Annotated in this window: 15 protein-coding genes and 1 tRNA gene; 2 read left to right on the forward strand and 14 right to left on the reverse strand. The window is 39.8% G+C overall.

The features are described from left to right. Positions 1 to 14: 14 nt before the first annotated feature. Positions 15 to 605: a TetR/AcrR family transcriptional regulator gene (locus I2I13_RS08740; protein WP_007763961.1), complete on the reverse strand. Its 591-nt coding sequence runs from the start codon at positions 603 to 605 to the stop codon at positions 15 to 17. A gap of 237 nt (positions 606 to 842) precedes the next feature. On the opposite strand from I2I13_RS08740, the gene I2I13_RS08745 reads away from it, so the two are divergent. Both I2I13_RS08745 and I2I13_RS08750 read left to right on the forward strand, forming a co-directional pair. Then, a tRNA-Met gene (locus tag I2I13_RS08745) sits at positions 843 to 915 on the forward strand. A 146-nt stretch (positions 916 to 1061) separates the two neighbouring features. Further along, complete coding sequence (locus I2I13_RS08750; RefSeq protein WP_007209577.1) at positions 1062 to 2237, forward strand: site-specific integrase; 1176 nt, start codon at positions 1062 to 1064, stop codon at positions 2235 to 2237. 46 nt (positions 2238 to 2283) lie between these two features. Here the strand turns inward: I2I13_RS08750 and I2I13_RS08755 are convergent, their stop codons facing one another. The 13 genes from I2I13_RS08755 to I2I13_RS08815 form a co-directional block, all read right to left on the reverse strand. Continuing rightward, positions 2284 to 2922, reverse strand: a complete 639-nt coding sequence (locus I2I13_RS08755) for a thymidylate synthase (protein WP_007209576.1) — start codon at positions 2920 to 2922, stop codon at positions 2284 to 2286. A 76-nt stretch (positions 2923 to 2998) separates the two neighbouring features. Continuing rightward, entirely contained in the window at positions 2999 to 3241 is a 243-nt protein-coding gene (locus tag I2I13_RS08760; RefSeq protein WP_007209575.1) for a hypothetical protein, read from the reverse strand. A gap of 183 nt (positions 3242 to 3424) precedes the next feature. After that, positions 3425 to 3799: a hypothetical protein gene (locus I2I13_RS08765; protein ID WP_007209574.1), complete on the reverse strand. Its 375-nt coding sequence runs from the start codon at positions 3797 to 3799 to the stop codon at positions 3425 to 3427. 1 nt (position 3800) lies between these two features. Then, a complete protein-coding gene (locus tag I2I13_RS08770) occupies positions 3801 to 5348 on the reverse strand; it encodes a hypothetical protein (RefSeq protein WP_007209573.1) in 1548 nt (515 codons plus the stop codon). A gap of 486 nt (positions 5349 to 5834) precedes the next feature. After that, the gene (locus tag I2I13_RS08775) at positions 5835 to 7256 is read right to left on the reverse strand and encodes a hypothetical protein (RefSeq protein WP_195649269.1); all 1422 of its coding nucleotides are present in this window, start codon (positions 7254 to 7256) and stop codon (positions 5835 to 5837) included. Between the two features lie 28 nt (positions 7257 to 7284). Further along, entirely contained in the window at positions 7285 to 8229 is a 945-nt protein-coding gene (locus I2I13_RS08780) for a hypothetical protein (protein WP_007209570.1), read from the reverse strand. Between the two features lies 1 nt (position 8230). Next, entirely contained in the window at positions 8231 to 9295 is a 1065-nt protein-coding gene (locus tag I2I13_RS08785; protein WP_195649270.1) for a hypothetical protein, read from the reverse strand. Positions 9296 to 9306: 11 nt separating this feature from the next. Continuing rightward, on the reverse strand, positions 9307 to 9501 hold the full coding sequence (locus I2I13_RS08790) for a hypothetical protein (RefSeq protein WP_007209568.1): 195 nt from the start codon (positions 9499 to 9501) through the stop codon (positions 9307 to 9309). Then, positions 9498 to 10619 carry a hypothetical protein gene (locus I2I13_RS08795; RefSeq protein ID WP_195649271.1) on the reverse strand — a complete coding sequence of 374 codons (1122 nt, stop codon included), beginning with the start codon at positions 10617 to 10619 and terminating at the stop codon, positions 9498 to 9500. Before I2I13_RS08795 ends, I2I13_RS08790 begins: the two co-directional genes overlap by 4 nt. Then, positions 10616 to 12040: a hypothetical protein gene (locus tag I2I13_RS08800; RefSeq protein ID WP_007209565.1), complete on the reverse strand. Its 1425-nt coding sequence runs from the start codon at positions 12038 to 12040 to the stop codon at positions 10616 to 10618. Before I2I13_RS08800 ends, I2I13_RS08795 begins: the two co-directional genes overlap by 4 nt. After that, complete coding sequence (locus I2I13_RS08805) at positions 12040 to 13179, reverse strand: hypothetical protein (protein WP_007209564.1); 1140 nt, start codon at positions 13177 to 13179, stop codon at positions 12040 to 12042. The genes I2I13_RS08800 and I2I13_RS08805 overlap by 1 nt, the downstream gene beginning before the upstream one ends. 257 nt (positions 13180 to 13436) lie before the next feature. Then, entirely contained in the window at positions 13437 to 15581 is a 2145-nt protein-coding gene (locus tag I2I13_RS08810; protein ID WP_007209562.1) for a hypothetical protein, read from the reverse strand. Then, positions 15581 to 19642: a hypothetical protein gene (locus I2I13_RS08815; RefSeq protein WP_044153150.1), complete on the reverse strand. Its 4062-nt coding sequence runs from the start codon at positions 19640 to 19642 to the stop codon at positions 15581 to 15583. Before I2I13_RS08815 ends, I2I13_RS08810 begins: the two co-directional genes overlap by 1 nt. Between the last annotated feature and the right edge of the window lie 26 nt (positions 19643 to 19668).

Below are 19668 nucleotides of genomic sequence, written 5' to 3' on the forward strand. Positions count from 1 at the left end.
TAAAAGTTATTTAATTAAATTTCTGTTCTATGCAGTGCGCCAAACACGATGTTGGACACATATTTATTTCTTGTATCTTCATCCAGATGCGCGCCTATATGACCACGGATATAAGGAACTTCAATTCCTTTCACACAATAATGAATCAAGTCGGCAGTCATCTCCACATCGTCAATATGAAAAACTCCTTTTGCCTGTCCTTCCAGGAGAACGGCTTTAAAAAGCTGGACTTCCTTTGCATCAAACTTCTTGCGGACTTTCTCTACCCGCCATATATCACGGAAGAAATAAGCACGCAGTGTTCCGTTTCGATAGACTACCTCTTTTACCGCGTCCAACCGGGTATATATCATCTCCAGCAATTTCTCGTCCGGTGAGATGTTTTTCTCGGCTACCCGCTTCATCATATCCGACAGAATATCCAATTCCGACTCCACAACAGCCAAATAAATTTCGTCCTTGCTTTTGAAATAAGTATAGAGTGTTCGTCTACCTTTTTTAGAAGCAAGAGCGATATCGTTCATAGTTGTGTTTTCTACTCCCATCTTCGCAAAAAGCTGACGGGCTACATCTACTAATTTGGCTTTTGTCTTGGATACGGTCATAGGTTACAAATTGCACATTGCTGAATATTTTGAGCAAAAGTAATTCTTTTCTTTAGACCATACAAGAAAATAGAGAGAATATTAACATTTGTATATTAATAGGTGCTAAGAAAAAGTTTCATCATTATTTCGCTCATTCTCAACCTAATAAGAAAAAAGTGAAGATTTATTCGAAAAATATTCAGCAATATATTTGTTTGTTTCAAAAAAAGCCGTACCTTTGCACCCGTTAAACATCGCGGAGTGGAGCAGTTGGTAGCTCGTTGGGCTCATAACCCAAAGGTCATTCGTTCGAGTCGGATCTCCGCAACTAAAGGTAAGATAAACAGCTAATAGTCAAATGATTATTAGCTGTTTCCGATTTTATACCGGGACAAAACCGGGACACATCGCGAAACGCCCTAATTGGCAGATTATTAACACTACATTCTTCGTAATCGAAAGAATGTAAAAAAAATGTTTGCGTCAAAATCAGAAAACAGCTCTATTAAAGAAATAATAGGGTATTCCTACCCAAAACTCTACACCGGGAAGGAATGGTACATCGGCTTTAATGCTTTCGATCCGGCAAGTGGAAATATGCGCCGCAAAAAAATCAAGTTGAATCACATCGAAAAGATTACAGAGCGAAGAAAATTTGCTTCTGGATTAATTTATCGCCTTAGTAAGCAACTGGAAAACGGTTGGAATCCTTGGATCGAAGCGGAAAATTCTAAAGCCTACCACAAATTCAATGATGTTTGCGAACGGTATAAGAACTATCTACAAAAACTTTTTAGCGATGGAAATTTAAGAGAGAAAACATTATACGGTTATCTTTCCATGTTACGTATGTTTATAGCCTGGAATAAGGCAAGAAAAGTGCCTATAACATATATATATCAATTCGACATGATGTTAGTCAGCGAATTTTTAGACTATATTTATTTAGATCGTAATAATTCAATCACTACCAGAAACAATTATCTGACCTGGTTAAGCACATTTGACGGATACTTGGTGCAGCACTCCTACACAAAGGTTAAAGCAACAGAGGGGATAACAAGCATTAAAAAGAACGGCTATAAAAAGGAGCGCGAAGGCATCGAAGATAGGGACATGATACGTTTACGCGAATATTTAGAAAAGGAAAACAAACATTTCTTACTAGCCAGCTATATATTACATTATGCCTTAATCCGACCTAAAGAAATGTCCTGGTTAAAATTATCTGATTTCAATCTGGCAAAACAGACTATTTATATTTCTGGTACCATAGCAAAAAATAAAAAAAGTGCAGTTGTAACCTTGCCTGCCAAAGTGATTCATTTAATGATAGACTTAGGCATATTCAATTCACCAAACCATTATTATTTATTCAGTGATAATTTTTGCCCTGGCGAAGAAAGGAGAAGTGAAAAAGCCTTCCGGGATTTCTGGGATAGAAAAGTAAGGAAAGTACTAAAATTCCCAAAGACTTACAAGTTTTATTCTTTAAAGGATTCCGGCATAACTGCAATGCTTCGGAATTGCGACACTTTAACAGTAAGGGATCAAGCCCGACACAGTTCTATATTAATGACAAACAAGTATACACCACAAGATATCCAAAATGCAAACGAATTACTATTAAATTATGAAGGGAAGTTTTAGCAGGGCAGGCCACAAAGATATTTTCGATGTGGCCTACCCGCTATTTTCAAACATTCAGATCAAACCTTACGGTTTCTTCCCCACTAATTAAACTACGAGTTTTTTCTATATTATTCTCGTAAATATGCACATTACCCAGATTGAGGGTAATAGACTTCAATGGCAACTCTATCTGGCGCGACATTAGGTATAAATGATAAATATCCGCCGGTAAGCCTAGATTAGCATCAGAACTACGCTGATAGGCAGAAATCACGAGTTCACTTTCATCTATCTGGAACTGTACAAGACTTAGGCATGGTGCCTGATTGCTTTCAACACCAGTAGCCCCCAGATGTAACACATAATTCTTACTGTTCCGTTTCTCCCGGTTGATCTTGGCTATAAGTGGCGGAAGCTTTTCAAAGTATGACGGGTAACTGTTTACAAGGATAGCACCGCAATAATCCCACCAGTTAATCCCAGCTTCCCGATACTTCTCTACGCATCGCTCCCCCTGCATAAATAGTTGTAGTTCATTTTTCAGTTTCTTTCTGGCAATGCTATGCCCTTCAAAAATATCCAGCAGATCTGCCGGTGTTAATACTAGCTGTTCATTTAAAAGACACCTGATATTCCCTTTCTTATTATCCTGCATCTTCCCTAGTACGAGAATCTTTTCCAAGATCATGTAGTATTTGTTCATAGTCCCTAACTTTTGGTTTTAATAATGACACAAAAGTAACCTAGCCGAATTAGTTTATCATCATATAAGATACTGTTTATACTGCAAGCATTTTGCAGTCACTCTTAAACAGTTTTACTATCATATAAACCTTACGTTCGCTTATACCATATTTCACCGATAAAAAAGATACTATATAAGTCATTTTTTCGCCAGCCTTATACATATCCTCATACTCACTATATAGGTTAATATATTTATAATCGCCCAGCTTCAATCCCAATAGATCTAAACGTCTTATAAGCTCTTTATTAAAAGAAAGCACATCAAATACTGTCATAAAACCAAATAATATATATCTTTGCAATGCCAATCTCAATAAACATATAAAAAACGGTAACACTGCGGAAGAAGGTTTTTAGCCCTCGACCGGCGGTGTTACCGTTGTATGTATGTATGAGATTGGCGTCTATACTATATCATGGTCGGGGGCTTCTTTTTAAACCTATCCCCCTAAAGGTTATTAATCAGCTAGCAACTTACTCGCAAATAATTTACATTCTCTTCTGTAAAGCTGCAAATTATTATATTCAGCTAGATGTTCATCGTTCCCGTCCCCCTGATTCAGCAAAATAGCTTCGACTTTAGCTTGGGGAAATTCTAGGCGTACAAGCCCGGAAACAAATTCGTCGTATGTTGCCGACTTAGCTTCGATCAAAGTTCCCCCGTCTTCTTCTGGCCCTGTATAAGCGTATGCAATCTGCGGTTCTGGGGCTTTATCACCTTCAAAAGTTTCAGGCACAAAGTTTTCTAAAACTTCCTCATTCAAATAAACAATATAATGGCTATCATCATATTTACTAAATGATCTCTTAGAATAATAAATTTCTCTTTTCATATCACGTAAATTTATAAAACTTCTTTTTCTGTTTATTGGTAAACTCCTTTATGACGGTAGGCGAAGGCAGATCTTTCTTTGAAAAGTCTGTTTCGGCCTGATCGATCATTACTTTAGAGCCAGAAAAAGAATAATATTCCGACCCCCAAATATAAATCGGATCTTCTTCCCCTTCTTGATGCTCCACATGATCGATCACATTATAACGAATAGCTATCCGTTGTTTTGGTGAACCGTCTTCATTTTTTTCGATAATAGAATCATCGATTTTGTAATCCAGTAATCGGATCAATTTTTTTTCTTCATCCTCATCTTTCAAACAAACGATTTCTTCTATTAACTTCTTTTGTTCTACGGCCATGCCCTCGAAAGGTGCTTTCTTCCGCCGATTTGTAATAACTTTGCCTAATCTCTTTTCCATATCAATATCTAATTTTTTAAGTAAGTTCCTTGTATCCGCGTGCATTGCGAAACCAATGCGCGAAGCACATTTTAACTGTATATCACGCTTAGAATATCCTTTCTTCTTTAATTTTGCGACCTGCCGGCAAAGGGACTGTTTGTTTCTCTTCCTTAATCGCAAATGATCGTGAAAAAAGACATATCCGCAAACATCAATTCCGCCAGCATATACCGGCCTTACATTCCATCCATTTACAGTAAGTAAACAATCACGTGTCAAGTACATTATAGCAAGTTCCGATATAATACGCAAAAACACTTTATCCTGGTGCATTATTATAATATTATCAGCAAACCTAGCATAATGTTTCAAACCTTGTTTGGCGAATCGGTCAAACTGGCTATTCAAAAACTGTACTCCCCTAGATAATTCAGCCGCTTGTTCCCCTGTCCGACAAGTTAATAGCTTATCCGTTACATATCGGTCACGCCAATAACTCATTTTATCAGTATCTTCTGCTATCCCGAAACACTTTATAGCCTTCCAGTCAAAGGCAGACAAATACATATTGGCGTTAAGCTGTGATATCTTAATACCAAGCGGCAAACCTTGCAAGAAGCTATCAATAATTTCAAATAAGAAACTAAGTAATTTCGGATCCTTGATCTTACGTTCCAGTTTTTCTTTCATTAACGGATGGTATATGTGTAAGAAATAGTGGTGCATATCAAGTTGTACAAAATAATAAGTCTCCTTTTGCGGTGCATAATAAAGATCCTTTTTTTCAATCTTCACAAAATAATGCGTTCCTTTACCCGGCACGCAGGAACAAGATTTCCAATATAAAGAACTTATCATATAAGGTTCATATTGGAGTGATGCAGCCCACTGAATAACGTGATCCGCAGGTTTCAATTTACTTATTTTTCGTGGTTTGGGATTATCAATGAATTTATATTCATACGGGGATGTCTGCCATGTACCGGCATCATACGCACGAAGCAAACTAAGAAGATTATCTCCCAGATCTTTTTCAAATACTTGAATATCTTTACGGCTATGTTTCTGATCTGCATAGCCATTGAAGGCATCTTCAAAGTTTTTCTTCGTTGCGATATGCTTAGAAAAGTAACCTTTTCTTCTCATTTTCGGTGTCTTAAGTCGGTGTTACATCGGTTTTGTCTGCTTTTTTACTTATCACGCGTTCGGCTCGTACAATTTACGATCTACCAGCATCTTTCGTTTAGTTTATTTTCCGCCGTCGGGCGAGGCCTTTTTCTATTTTATATGTGTGGTAGCTGACAACAAACCACACATCAAAGTTGAGGGGCGAGCCGTAGTTCGCATTGGACGTCGAGACACCATTGTTCACATTCAAGTACTCAAAGCCAGCATTACCACCATTGTCCGCGTTACCACCACGGGCAGGCACACGAAGGCCGGAAACAGCTCCAAGAAAAACAACCTATGATTTTCATCACGGTACAAAGATACTTAGAAAATTGGGATATGAAAAAATGTCAAAGATCAATTTTAATACAGCCCCTACCGGGGCTTTGCGGCACTACGTGCCTTGGGTGCTTTTGTACACTGTAAGAGAACTTCGCACCCTTTAGGCACCATAAGGCCACATTAGACCGCCAAGAATGGCGTAGTGTCCCAGTCTTCATCTGCTTCGCAGAGGGGCGAGCCGCAGTGCGCAGTGGACGACGAGACACCATGGTACACATTCAAGCACTCAAAGCCAGCATGACCACCATTGTCCGCGCTACCACCACGGGCAGGCACACGAAGGCCGGAAACAGCGTTATCATTATGAAAGCCATCAGCATAATAAGTACTGGTTGTTCCCCCCGTCAGCGTCGGCGTATGACAAAGATTCTGCATACTCAATTGTTTTGTATATTCCCAAGTACTTGCAACAGCCGCTTTTGGAAAAGACGCAATTTTAGTAAGACCGGTAAGAGAACTCATACTATAAGTCGAATGTAGACGAGGTACGATATACATATCACCGCTACCATCCGCCTTCTTACTAATAAGTTCGCCACGCCCCCAACGCCCCATATAACCAAAAAAGTTTTTAAGTCCAAAGAAAGACGGTATAGGTGCAGTGTATACAGTTGATCCGTCAGCCCCTTTAACCGCATAATTAGAAACCCCACAATTATCAGCCAGTTCAACGCCTGCGCTAGTCGGTAAGAAAGGATAAGTACCGTAACCGTCTGCACCACTCCACCAAGCACCAGCATCAGTAACGCCATTACCTAAACCGCCCTGAAAAAGCCCGTTACTGTCTTTATTCGCATTATAAGCCGATTGTACATTACGAGTACCAAAGATAATACGAAATAGGGCCCCAATAATCCCAGAATGAGCATACCAATATCCTTCCCAGCCTTCTCCCTTCTTCCTGGCATAAGCCCCGAAAGTTTCCGCGCTTAAGCCTGTGGCCGCACGACCTAGCAATGTTTTGTAAGTCGAATCTTTAGCCGCGTCATTGTTCCCACCTCGATAACGTGCGCTTTGATTAACCACGCTAACAAGTTCACTATTTTCCCGATCGACAATGGCAACACCCAGCGCCGAAGTAGATGCAACCGGTATCAAATAATTATATCGGCCCGGAATAGGTTTAAGGCTTGCAGCTTCATAGTAATAATTACCTTCCACCCACCAAGCATAATACCATTTTGTAGACCAGCCCCACATATAATCCCCCATTGTACCGTCAAGCTTTGCAGTTTCACCCGTAGCGAATTTATAATGATTCGTCGGATCCAGTTTTCGCCGCCCGTGATTCTTATCCACCAAATAACATCCAAGTCCTAAAAGGGAAGGTAAATTACGCAAATAATCCAAGTTCCCAACTGCTTCACCGGTTGGGCTACTATTATTTATATTCCAGCGCCTACAAGCATAACCACCGTTAGTTACAAAAGAAACCGGCACAAAACCGAATTTCTTACCAGCTTTACTATAACCTAGAATAAGGTCATTTTCATCGACAACATTTAAGTTATCAAGCTCATTTGCTAAATCAATTCCATCCATAAAATTCTATGCATAAATTATTACTTACTTAAAACGACCGATGCTTAGCTACGGCCTTCTTACTTAATCCAACAGTTACAATGTCAAAATCCCCGCTATTTATTATGAGGTAATGAATAGATCCACTTTCTTCGGGCACCTCTTTATACAGGAACTTCACAAAAGTATTCGGATATAATTCTATACCGTCACCACAATAAATACCATTTAACGTAACACTGACCTGCCCTATTGTACTTATTTTAACCACATCATTAGCACCACCCGCATATCTCTGTATCATCATAAATTCCACATTGGCACATGGATTATAATATTCACCGGATGGGGTCAAAAGATATTCTGGCCCTAGTATCGCTGTAATCGGCCCCGATTTCGTATTGTAAATGTAATTACTCTTATTAGGTCTACCCGCATCCGGCATACCCCAATTCGTTATATAAATGCCTCTATCATCATATTCTGCAGGTATCAGTTTATTATAATTCGCCCCTTTAGTAGTCAATGATTCACAAAAAATATCTCCCGTCTTAAAATTAATTTGGAGTCTAGGGGAAAAACCAGATTCACCAAATTGGCTATAATCTTCCGTTAGTTTCCCTTCGCTATCTCTTCCATATTGAGAAAACATATAATCCCCCCAAAACACGGCAGAAGCCAATTTCGCAAATTCAGCCATTAATATTTCAGTAAATACGGCTTTATAATTCTCAAATGGGATCCATGTTGCATTATTCCCATTTTTCGCATAATCATCCGCTGGATTAAGCCCCTTTACTGTTGCCACCTTATTCATTACATAAAAAGTCTTTCCAACTTTATAATAAACAATCGGTGTCTTATCTTTTGTGGCCGTATATGAAACATCAGACTGGAAAATTCCAGCCGGATAAGGTAACGGGCCACGTTCCCCGATTCCATCCTTACCGTCTTTAGGATAAGGAATTAAACTATCAAAAGCTGCCACATCCATATTATTTACGTGCTATGATATGAGTTATAAGCCCTGCTTTAGCATGTACTTCGCTTCCTGTTACCTGGAAAGTTTGTGCAGTCGCGCTCCTGACGGTATTACCGCTATTATCCCTTAAAGTAAAAGAAAAGCTCCATCCCGCCTGTACAGCTCGCGAAGATCTCGCTAACACGGAAGGAGTATAAACGATAGTATCGCTTTCCTTCACCATATTACTAGCCTGATTACGCCCAATATTAATATAAAAAGGATCATGTGTGTCGCTTACCTGTATTCCTTTCTGATAAGTCACACCATTATGAGTAACACAGGCGAAGTATTCTTCCGTCCCTTCTATTGCACCATCGTATAGTTTTAGTGTCTTATTTGTATTAGACAATTCAGTAACACCAGGAACATGACTTACCGTAACCAAACCGCCGGATGTTGCTTTCTTCCATCCCCAAGATCCAGTCGCAGCCACATCCAAGCCGCTATCCTGTAAAGATGCAGTTAGTACCAGGTATTCGCTATCATTATCAATTACTGTATCATTTACTCCATCTTCATTTACGCAATTTATCAGAATATCGAAAAGGCTTCCCACGCTTTCTTTTATCGCTATTGTACCATGACAAGTTATTTCCATATCGTTAAACTTTGATTTGAAATAAATAGAGACATCGTTTAAACTATCTGCCGCCGCCAAATTGCCTATAATCTTTAATGCGGGGAACGTCTGATTATTCACTGTATAAGTCGTTTTTTGAAACAATGTCTTATACTTATCAGCGATAGCCCCACCCTTTGCCGCCAAAATTTGCGCAGCTGTTGTATTCGGATCATCATAATACCACATCATGTCCGCCGAAGACGGTATTAAGAATTTGCCGCTACCAGAAGAATAACAGGCTGGGTAAATTATGATCTGATTTGCCGCCTTAGTATAATCCGGCGTACATGCTTTTGTAGAAGGGTTGTAATATTGAGTCTTCCCGATACCAGCCGGCAAAACGAAATTCATCCCAGGAACAACGGTATCACCGTCGATAATAGCTTCTAGCGTATCTATTGCACTTATATCCATAACGTTACTATTTATTTATTAAACTTCTGCTTTTCTTCATCTGCCTGTATTAATACAGCACCTTCCGAAATAGCCTTATCAATCCCATAACAGCGTAAATCACGAGACGATAGTAAATAATTCCCTTTCCCGTCACTTTGCCGATAATCCTTCAAGTTCAGTTCCGAAACTATCGCTTCGGGCACCGAGTACATTTTCACATTCATTTTTTAGGTATACTAATTGTGGCTATCTTGCCGTTAATAACTACCGCCTTACCGTTTATCATCATCGGCCTTAAAGCCGTTCTTTCAAACACTTCCACGCCAAAAACGGGCCGTACATTCGGATCCTTACCTACGATACTGGCTGGCACTACTACAGTTTCACCGTACCCGATCACTGTTTGCGGTGCCCCCTTCTCATTTGTAGTAAAGATGTGAGTCATATCAAAATAGTTTTGCGGATCTATAATCTGCCCTTTGGGTGAATCAACAAAAGCACGTACTTCTATCTCGCTAGTATCGGGCCTTACAAACTTGCCGCGCGTAATCACTTCCCGTTCATCCCATTGCCCGTACCAACGGAATATTTTAGTCTGTGCGTAAACCTTCCGGCTATTATCTGCCCGGTGATAAGCTTCTAACTGAATCAATTCTTTGTCTATAAACCGACGATCAATCGTCAGAGATTTAGTATTCAGCCCAGATACATAAAATAAGTCGTCTACCGTTATTGCCCTTAACTGCCTAGTAACTGAATCCCGTGTTTTCCAGAGATAAACGGCGTCCGCATCGGCTACAAGGTTCTCACCATTACGGAAGGTAGCCTTAATTGTCCGGGTTGAAACAGACTTAAAAGGGCTTATAGGCATTTTACGCGCTGCATCTATTTCCAAACTCAAATTAAGCTCTGTCGTTAAATTTGTAGTAAGTGTAATCAGGAACGATTTACGAAAAGTGTTTTGCGTGCGGCTGTCAATATAAGCACACGTAAAAAACAGGGAAAGCGGTACCGAAGGTTCCACGTTACGTTTTACAGTCAATTCCCCATATTGCCCCAAAATAAAACCGTCGGTATCCTTTGTTATACGGGAACCGGTTTCATTCGTACCAATATACCAGCGATTATCTATCAACTTCTTAGTATGATCCCCATCATCTAAAACGTGATCCGGATCCTTTATTACTAAACTAGGTCGAAGTACAAGCGGGAACAAAGTTCGGTCGGGATCAAATTCACCCGTAACATTGCTTTTATTTTGCGTCGTATTTCCCCCTACCTCTAGCATAAGTAAAGAGATATCCAACGGTGTATACAAAATATAGGCTGATGCTGTTTTCATAACTTATTATTTATTTTAAATTCTGTACTAAAAGATTTCAGATCCTCGCCGTCCCGGATTGATATTTTGCAGCGAAAAACTACTTTTTTGGCTTCATACCAGTTTGTAGGCATATCCAACGGCGTTATATCTACGGTATTAGCATTTTCGGCATGTTCGATATTCCATAATAGATCCTCTTCCAATAAATCACTTTCCCGCGTCCATTCAACCTGTGAAGCATCTACGGAAATATCCATGTCCCCATGTGTCAGAATAAATCCAAGCTGTGTATATTCTTGCCCAAAACGAAAAAAACGCCCTTTCGTGCTGGTAATTTCTAGTTTAAAATTACTATCTCCCACAATACATACCCACTGTGTATTATTCCATCTAGGCGGTAAACCTACCGTCGCAGCGTCAGACACACACCGCCAGCAACATGACTTATACCAGATTTGGTGCTGTATATACTTATTCTGTTCTTCGCTATATCCACGTATATATATGCCTCGCGGTTCCCAAATACCCAGATCTACAATTTCATAGATCGGGTTACCCTGAAAGTCTATTCTTATAAGATCCTGTATTATGGCACCTCTAGCGAATAAGTACGGATGTTTATAATTAATAGGAAGACCGTTAAACAATTCTAGGTGCTTCGGCTTCCCTAATGAAAGATAATAGTTACTTTCTTCTAATATAGGTTTAGTCACCCCTTCCAGATACATAATACATCCTTCGTAACTACTAATATACCAGCAACTCTGCCGATCTTCATTAACAGCATTACCACGGCGGCAAATATTCATACCGTTAGCGGGGGCAAAGTTTTTCCCTGCTGGTACTTCATCATCGGGGTATGTTACTACCGTTAATTGGTTTGCAGAAACATCAACGGACAATACTCTAAACCATGAAGTAAAAAAACTGCCATCTGATAGCAAAGTATTAATTGATCCATAAACAACATCATGCAAAGCAAAAGCGGTAAAATCAAAGTCCCATCGTTTACGTATAGTCAGTAAATAGGTATTGGCTTCTATCTCTTCAACTTTATCAATAGTACCAGATTCGGAAAAAACAAATTCCGACTCAACGGAAGACAATCTATTTATGATAAGCTCCATTATCATCATAAAAGATCGTACTTTCATGCTCTCCACTTCCGCATTTCCCTTATTATCAATACCAGCACCGGTTCCAGTAGTCATAGAAGGAAAGAATTTACCTATTTCCAGCCCTTCAAATAGTTGTAAAAGATGATTCGTGTAATCCGGCTGATCTTTACGGATGTACTTATCCCCGTCCGCTTTTTTAAGCCTTTCGTTCAAAAAGTCCAAAACTGCGGCGACTTGCTGATTCGTAACACTGCCTTTTGCAATGGCCTTATCAATATGATCGATTAACGAATCTATTATGTCCTGTAAATTATCAGCCATCAATTAAATTCTTTACTAAATTCCTGGGTATGAATACGCGGATTATCAAAATCAGCCCCTTGTAATGCCTGGGTGAAATGTCTTTCAGAGTCAGAAAACCTTAATGTTATAGGTAAACTTTGAGGTTGATTCATCGTCTTAGCAACTGCCAGGCTATCAGCCGACGCATTTACTTTTATTTCTCGATCTTCATATCCTAGCAAATAAATATCGTCACTGGAAAGCATATCAAGAAGAAACATAAGTTCCTTACTTGTCTTAAAACCGGTTTGTACATGGATCGTATCTACGGTTCGCACACGTTCACGAGATTCGATATAATCATTTACTAATTCATCATATTTCCCGTAAGTTTCTTCTTCCCCGCTATCCTGATCTAAAGTTGGTTTTCCGGTAACATCTATACATTCATAGGCACCGTAAGAATTAAGAAATTCCAGGTAGTATCTTTCTTTCGCCACATCTGCCGGAAGAATTATGATAGTAACTGCCGTACCTTCATCCGTGCTTACAATAAATTGACTAGCCAGCATATTTTCACTATCAAAGAAGTATCTCCGTAGGGCATCCAAATTAAGCGCATAACATTTACCCACTACTAAGCCAGTTATTTCTTTGCTTATCCCGTCCGATACCGTAACTGTAAAAGCTGTTTTGGGGGCAATAAATAATAAAGGACGTATTTCAGTCTCCCGGATCGTAAGAATACGTGTTTCCGATCTGGTAGACATAAAAAAATTACCGGCTGCATTAAGTAGTTTAAAAGTGAAAATATTACTCCCTTCTTGATTTAGATGCCGCATGGCCCTTTTACTAATTCCCCCTAGTATTACTTTGTGCTGTAATACTTTCTTTTCTCCCTCCGTATTAGCAACGTTTATAGTATATTCCTTTAGATTGCCAGAAGTATTCAAAATAATGTCTGTTTCCTGCCCTGTATATCGAATTGGGGCGAGGATGGCCGATAATATCTCGTCAATAAACACATAAAAATTACCTTCTTCCCCGGATCCTTCAAATACCGTTTCTTCCCCGTCTCGGATTACATAAGTAACCGGGGAAGAAGACGTTATATCAAGCCGGATCGGATTGCCTGATAGAGCCATGGTACGAGGAGATATATTTGCGCTTAAACTCATAATTCAAATTGTTGTCTTACTACATTCCCATTTACAACCGGTGACAATTTGCAGCCAGATAAGAATTTATCCCTTTCAACGTTAGGCGTTGTCAAAAGGAAATAAAAATCGTTATTTGTCTTTGTCTCGTTCCCAGGCAATAACCTAAATTCCAAAAACGCATCAGAAACGTTCGTCAATTCCGGTGCAGATAGTATCGTTTCATTTTCCATATTGCAAATTTGCTGATATTATCCTTTATGATAAAGGACAAAAAATTAGCGTCTTTCAGCCCGTATCCCAGCTTCATAAGTTAAATCATCAACTATATCTCTTCTAATGTAGTGTGTATTCATCCCTGTCCCAGTAGTATAAACAATGGTGTATTTTAGTTTGGCCTGATATGTATTAAGTACAGTTTTACCATTAGATACCTCTTCTTCTGACGGTGGCAAATATGCTGCAAACTCTTCATCTGTCGGCCTTGTTACTATTTCTTTTTCAATATCAACCATTCCAATATCTCTCCAATTCACATAATACCTTTCCTCTGCTGCCTTAATTGCAGCTTCAAATATGTTATCAGTATAGGAAACCATGACCCATTTAGTAGTCTGTGCCTTCATTACTACTATCCCCTGTTCTGATTCAAGATCATAGGGCTTTAAAAGTTTGATAGTCCGTAATTTAACAGTAGCCGGCTTATTTATCCGGTAGGGCATCGTATGTTTTACACTTTCTATCATAACTTTTTGACCGGATACCGAAAGTGGGCGTCCGGTATCTATCTTAGTTAAGTTTATTCGATCCAGATTAAATTTACCAGAAAGAGTGTGATTAGAATGTCTTAAAATTGCATCCCAGCCCTTAAAAAAGCGATTAAATGCACCATCATCCCCACGAAAGACTAATGAACAATTATAAGTATTACCGCTTCGATCACGAAAATAGTTACCTGCTGGATCCCTGCAAAGAGAACTCCCAAAGTAGTATCCAGAAGAATTTCCCTTTTCATCCGTTGCAAGTCCCATCGCAAAACAAAAACATAAAGGTGTATCTTCTTTCTGCTCTTCAACTTTTGCCCCTCTAAGAGTTGTATTCAGATTAACCGTTCCTGCAAGATATTGGCCCACTAGGAAGCCATTAGTAAAGGCCATAGGCAAACATTCATCTGCCCCTGTTACTTCTTCATATTCGACGTTTGTAGTCTTCTTATCCCACGGAAAAAAATCACTTGATACCATCGACACATTTTTAGTGATTACATTACGCTTATAGTATCTACCGGTAGAAGCCTGATAACAGACATACACATCATCCGGGATATATCCAGGGGCTGTATTCTTAACTTCCGTAACAATACCCTTATATTGATCCAAAAACTCTTCAAAAGAATCACATTCAACGTCTGCACCTTCAAATGAAGTCCCAGCGGATAATTTCAACTGTTTCGCCACCCCATAACTAGGAACTAGATCCGATGATTTAAACAGCGTCCAGTCTGCGAAAGAAGGCGCCGTTATAGCATCCTTTATCAGTATAACTTTGGCCGTTCTGGTATTACCGTCTACAAAAACCTTAGCGCCAGTCCTACAAAACAAAGCGTCTAAGAAATCATTTACAGAACAATCCGGCATCATATTTTTATATTCGATCTGTCCTTGTACAATTGCATCCGCCACGTTATTAAGCACTACCATTTTTTTTAGTTGATAATGAGTGGCAAAGGGATTCTCTATCAGTTTGAAACCATAGGCCGAAAAGATCAGTTCCAATATCCTAGATACCTTTATAAAAGGAGATATCCCATACCCAGCGGGTAATTTCACATCTACCAATGATCCAGAAAGTACCATTTTTTCAGTACGGGCATTTTTCTTTAAATCATAGACATCGTGATTAACCTTCTCTATGGGATTAATAAATTCAGGATAAACAACATCATTCAAAGATTCAGCCTTCACCTGTACCGGGAAAACATAATAATCTGCTGTCACATAATAGCGCATGACATCGCTTAAGTGATTCATTAGTACGGTTATTCCTCCTTCTGGCTTATATATTGGCAGTCCGGGTAATTTCTTCAATGAAACATTATTCCAAGCTTCATACATCAAACTTTCATCAAAACCAAAATTAGCCACAACACCGCTTTCCCTACTGGCTGACGTTATATTTTGCTTTCCCGTCCTTCGATAAATACCATCGGCAATAATAGCCATTACGTCTTTCCCCGGCGCATTGACAATATCTTCCCGGTGTATGTAATCAACTAGGTAAAGATTACGTTTAGTCCCTGGCAATGTGGATGCTAACGTTTGGCTGCCTTTATCCGTGTAAATAGGAGAAGTAATTTCGACTTCCATCTGGAAATCACCTGGAACATCGTATATTCCCTTTTGCGTCTTAATAGTTAATGCCATTAGTTATCCCCCCTTGTAAATGGTTTTTCTGACTTATATTTAATTTCCTCTGCATCGTTGATATCGGATAAGAGTACATAATTTCTTGCTGGTTTACCTAAATTCTCCGAAGCTTTTTCAAGTCGTTCAGCCGCTTTTATCAGTTCCGGGCAATTGACTTGATTTGCCGATTGATCTTGAACGTGCCCCCCTTCTGAATATCCCGGTAACGGATTTGCTACCGTCCGTTGGCGCCGGATACTTTCTATAACCTTCACCATATTAAATACCCGCTTGTTTTTCATCTCCGGTATTGGCACGACATATTCGCCACGATGAACCGCCCCGGCAACTTCATAACGGCCACCATCTCCAGTATATCCACCTTCGCTATATCCCGAAGACGGATTCACGACTCTTTCGGCACTAGTAGAAGAAGAACTGCTACTGTTGTTTAAAGTCATATTCTTAACCTTCTGGCGCTCCGAATTGGCGGCGGCAAGCTGGGCGGCGCCAGTCACTCCCATTAATGCGGCTGCAATCGGCCCGGCTATCGGCCCTAATTGCGCCATAGCGGTCATTATTGCCATAGCGGTATTAGCTATGATTTGGCTAGCTTTTACAGCAAATTGTACATCTGCGTATTTTTTCTCAATTTCAAGTTTTTTCTCGGCCTTTTCATTCTCCAAACGTTCAACCTCTTCGGCATTTCCCTGCGCCGCTTCGATTTCTACGTCATATTTAGCCTCCATATTGGCGATCTCCGCATCTTGTAAAGCGGTTATCGCATCACCGAATAAACCAGAAAAATAATCGAAAGCTTCTTTCCATGCCGTAAGCTTTATTTGCTTTTCGGCTGCTGCATAGTCCTTGGCACTGATTAAACCTTGTTGTTTCTCACGCCGTAAGGCATCCATCTGCATATTATAACGCTGTTGGAATCCTGCCAGACCGTATTTTTCGAGAATCCCATTTTTACGATTTTCTGCATCTTTTACAATATTAAGTTCCGCCGTACCCTTTGCTTCGTTGAGGGCTTTTTCTTGTGCTGCTGCCTGCTCTTTCGTAATAAGCTCTTGTTTCAGCGAGTCCCGTATTATCTGTAAACGTGCCTGATAAGATGCTTCCAGTACTTTAAGTTGCAGATCCGTTTCATCCGGCAAATTCGTTAGGCTAAATTCCTTTTTGAAAGAAGAAAGTAAGGATTCTATTTCTTTCTGCTGTTTTGCCCGGCTCTGGGCGTTAGCCAGTTCAGCTTCTAAAACCGCCTGCCCAGCTTCTTTTACAGCCGTAACCTTTACATTCCCTGTCTGTATTTCCGCTTTACCTACTTCGGTTTGATAGTTCTTAAGTATATTAAGACGTTCCCTAGTGTTTGTTTCTTCTAAGGCCAACAAAAGCATATCACGCGCTTGTTGCGTAATCTGTTGATTAGCGTAATCCAGTTCTATTTTTGTCTTAGTACTTTTGTAGACGGATTCTTGTACAAGTAATTTTTTATCCCTTTGTTCCTTTAACAGTGAAATTTCATTTTCATCCTGCTTCCTCTGGTTTTCTAGGAGTTTTTTATTGCTTTCCGTTATTTTAGATTGGATTTCTGCCAACGTTTTTAATTTTGTCTTTGCGGTGGTTTTATCCAGTTTCTTAAGTGCTTCCAAGCGTTCCGTATAATAGCGCTGATCCTCTGCCAGTACCGCTTTATTATATTGTGCTTCCGTCTGTTGCTCCTTCTCTTTAGCCTCCCGTATCTTTAAGAGCTCCTGATCGTGTTTATTATCCAAACCAGCCAAAGCCTTATCTATTTCTGAATTAAAATCACCTGGTTTCTTTTTCTTATTTACTCCTAGATCCTGCAAGGCTTCAAGTTCTTCTTTCAGCTTCGCAATTTTTTTATTTTTCGCTTTCAAAAGTTCCGGTGTTGAAGCGATCTCACGTTCGGCCAGCGCTATTTCCTCCTTCTTAGCTGCTACTAAATCCTTTTCTTTTTGGGTAGATTCAGCATTAACCTTAATGATATCTTCCTGTGACGTTTTAATTTCATCCGTTAATTTCTGTTCCTCTTCTGAAAGTTCCTGTATCCGGTTAAATTCTCTGCCGAAATAATCATTAATGACATTATCAGACCAGGTATCAGAATAGCCTTTAACTGCTACGGATAACGAATTAAAGCCTTTAGCAAGCCCTAATTTAAAACTATCCCAAAGATTACGATTTGCATTAATATCCTTTCGTTGATCTTGCAGGGCACGTTTTTCCTGCTGGATTTCCTCTAGTCTGGAATTGGCTGATCGAATCCTGGCAAGAGACAATAGGTTATCCGCATAGCTCTTACATGCCGTTGTAGCCTCTTTGGTATTGATTGTTTCCAAGGTCAAGTTACCCAGATACTCCGGGCTTAATTCATTTAGCTGCTTAATTGCTGCAATGCGTTGTTCCTTACTAATCTTTTCGTTTCGGGCAATTCCTAAAAGAGTGTTCAATTCTCGATGTTCAGAAGCCACGGAATCTGCCGCCTCTCCCCGGATCTTAAGTAAACTACGTTCTGCTTTCTCCGTTGCTGTTAATTCCCTTCTATAAGATGTTAGTTTGTACGTAATAGCTGCAATTACGGTTATTAGTATGGCTAATGGACTTATCTTGGTAAGTGCATAAAAAGCCTGCATCGCTATCCGAGCCTTATCAATGTTTCCAGTGAGAACGGCTTTTGCTGCGGCAAACAAATAAGTAGATGCAGTACACGCCTTTACTATTACATTGTTAGATGTTACCGAAGCATTATACAGTCTCATAGCCGCCGCACTCCGAAGAGTATTACCAGCCTGTAAAGCCATAATTGAGGTATAAGCCAGATTAATAGCTTTGCCCACCATTAAGAGCCCATTCCAAGTTTTTTGAAGCAATGTGACGGATTTATAGACAACGATAAGCCCGGTTACTACTGACACGACCGTTATAATACTGTCCTTGTGTTCTAGTATCCACACTGTCGCATCCGCAAAACCGATCTTAACCGTATGAAATAAGTTCCCCCATGCAGATTTTAGAGGAAGAAGAAGACGCCCTATCTCCATTTGTCGATTTTGCAGTTCTGCCGTTTTTTGTGCGGCTTTATCGGCTGCTGAAACATAGTTTTCACCGGCTTTGGATAACTGCCGATCTACAATATTTGCAACTGCTTTCATCAGATCCCCCGTTATCGCAATTTCTTCATTTATTTCGGCGGCTGATAAGCCCAGATTATCCAATATAAGAAGCGACTTACGGCCTAAACCTGTAACAATCGAATTAGTCATATATTCAACCGATTGCCCGGTCTGTTGTGCTTTCATTTGCGCGAACTGCAAGTATTTCCCCAGATCTTCAAGCGGGATCCGAAAATCCTTTGCCTGTACTGCCGCCTTCATTAATTCCAGATCATTAACAGTGTTTTTCGTCGCTTCCCTTAAATCATCCAAAAGCCCTGGTCGGTTCAACTTCTCAAAAGCATGTCTTACCCCGTCAGCATTAGCCGCCAGTTTCGTTCCTTCTTTCACCCATTCTTTCGCATTTGAAATAGCGTTAGTAAAAAATGAACTAATACTAGCGCCTATTCCCACGAAGAAACCGACTACGGTAGCTTTCATTTTACTAAGGCTAAAGAAAGATTCTTTCACGGCTTCCGTTCTGGGCTTAAGCTGCTCCATTGCAGCTTTTGTTTTCGCCAGTTCAGTTTCTAGCCGGGCATATTCTTCCGGTTGCAGTGCTTTCACCGTATTATCTAAATCAGACTGCAATTTCTTCGCCTGTTTCGATAATTGTGCATACGACTTATTTACATTGCTTAAGCGGCTTTCACACTGCTTTATTTTTTCGTTGTTTTCCCCGATAGCACGATTATTCGCCTTAAGTTTTGCTTCTAGCTGCTGGTATTCCTTACCTTGGTATTTCCCTTGTAAAGTAAGTTCCTTCATGGACTCTTTAAGGAGTTTATTTTCATCCTTAAGATCCTTACTATTATTCTTTATTCTTAGGATTTCCTTTTGTAAGCCCCCAGCGTTAAGCGATAGCGTCCAGGTGATATAATCCGGTTGTAATTTTCCCATGATCTTATATTTTAAAGCAAAGGTAA

This window comes from Bacteroides sp. D55t1_190419_B8, assembly GCF_015558905.1.
Lineage (GTDB): Bacteria > Bacteroidota > Bacteroidia > Bacteroidales > Bacteroidaceae > Bacteroides > Bacteroides vicugnae.